Genomic DNA, 2,167 nt, shown 5'->3' on the forward strand with positions numbered 1-2,167 from the left:
GTTTATCAATTAACTCCTGGTACTGATATTGGATATGATAATCTTCCTCGTTTTATGGCAGATGTAAATGGAGACGGAAAGGCTGATTTTGGTCGCTTTGTTGGTGGTGGTGATGGTACTCCTATTTACTTATCTTTTGTTTTAGCAGGTGAAAATGGCTTTAGTTCTAATCAATCTGCTTTCAACACCATAAAAGCAGGTTTTGATAAAGGATATGATAACCGTGATCGCTTTATGGCAGATGTAAATGGAGATGGAAGGGCTGATTTTGGTCGTTTTGTTGGGGGTGGAAATGGAACACCTATTTATCTGTCCTTTGATTTAGCGCAATCTCCTAAAGATAAATTAGAACTTATACAACCTATTGAAGAACAAGCTATCTCTAATCTCCAAACCCTCCGCCTAGAAACCGCATATCTAACCCTACAGTCACAACAGAATCCAGACAAGGTACAGAGTTATTTAACAGAATATCAATTCAATCAGCTAACTCAAAACAATACTAATCAAACTCCCACTGTTCAGAAATTAGCTGATAACAACCTGATTGGTGACTTCAATAACGATCAAATTAATGACACTTATCATCACTGGAATGTATCGGGAATAAATGAACTGTATCTAGGCAATAGTAACGGTACTTTTACCAAATACGTTAACCCTATTTCAACCACTGCTATTAATGAATCTCCTACCAATGTATTCACTGGGGATTTTAACGGAGATGGGAAAACAGATATTTATTTCTATTGGAAAGCATCAGGCAGAAATCGCCTTTATTTCAGCAACGGAAACGGCACTTTTACTCAATATTTAGACCCGATTGGTGCATTAGCAATCAATGGCTCACCTGATAATACTTTCATAGCAGACTTTAACGGAGACGGAAAACAAGATGCTTATTTCCATTGGAAATCTTCAGGTACAAACCGACTCTATATCAGTAATGGAAACGGCACATTTACCCAATATTTAGACCCCATCACCGCAACGGTTATTAATGGCTCACCTGATAATGCTTTTATCGCAGACTTTAACGGAGACGGAAAACAAGATGCTTATTTCCATTGGAAATCTTCAGGTACAAACCGACTTTATATCAGTAATGGAAACGGCACATTTACCCAATATTTAGATCCCATTACAACTACACTAATCAACGGTTCACCTGATCAAGTACAAGTTAACGACTTTAATAATGATGGTAAAATCGACATCCGTTTTCAATGGACATCATCTAATACTATTCGCACCTTTTTAAACACAGGGAATAGTACCTTTAGTCAAGCTCTTTCTGCCCAAGAACTTCTTAACAAATACTTCCCCGAACTCAACAACCCCACCACCCTCGCTACTCTTCAACAACAAATCAGCGACCAACAAACCCAATCCCAACAACAAATCGAACAACTTAAAAACAGCATCAGCCAAAAACAAGCCCAAGCCGCCGCTTCCATCTCCCAAGCCGACTGGTATCAAGAAAAATCCGCTTTTTATTGGGAAAGAAGCCGTAAACAAGGATCCACTTGGATTGAATGGCGTAGCTATCAAGAAAAGAAATGGTACGGAAGAAAACAAACCAAACAACAAGCTATCACCCATGTTGACCACGATTGGATTATCTGGGACACCTACACCAAACAAGCGACCGCCCTCAGACAATACGCCGACCAACTCCTCAAAGGAGTTCAAACCGACACCTTAAATAAAGATACCACTACCACCATTCTCAACCAATGGGATAAAGCCAACGCCGTCGCCAATGAAGCCGCCCTCAGCCAAAGCGAATTTATCCACCTCCTGCAACAACTGGAAGCAGAAAGAAAACTCAGCGAAGACAAAATCGCCCAAATAAGTGACTGGGAAAAACTCCTCCCCATCCTGCAAACCCAACTCGAAATAGCCACCCAAGATGCAGCCACCGCCACCACCAACGTCCAAAAAGAAACCGGCGAATACCAAACCAGTAAAGACAACTACCTAACCGCCCTCAACAGCGTCCTAGAAAAACGCGCCGAACTGCAAACCAAAACCCAACTTCTGCAACAAGACATCACCACCGCCAAAAATTGGGTGACACAACAAACCATCTACCTCACCGATGAACTCACCCAAACCCAAACCCTCATCACTCAACTGCAAACCGAGCGGGATTTGATCCCCCCAA

1 protein-coding gene is annotated in these 2,167 nt (G+C 41.5%); it reads left to right on the top strand.

The window, feature by feature from the left end; all coding sequences use genetic code 11:
- Window positions 1-54 precede the first annotated feature (54 nt).
- On the top strand, window positions 55-2,167 hold a 2,113-nt coding region (locus MICAI_RS12710), incomplete at its 3' end, for an FG-GAP repeat domain-containing protein (protein WP_198285296.1).

Origin of the sequence: Microcystis sp. T1-4 (genome assembly GCF_000297435.1) — a bacterium.
GTDB lineage: Bacteria > Cyanobacteriota > Cyanobacteriia > Cyanobacteriales > Microcystaceae > Microcystis.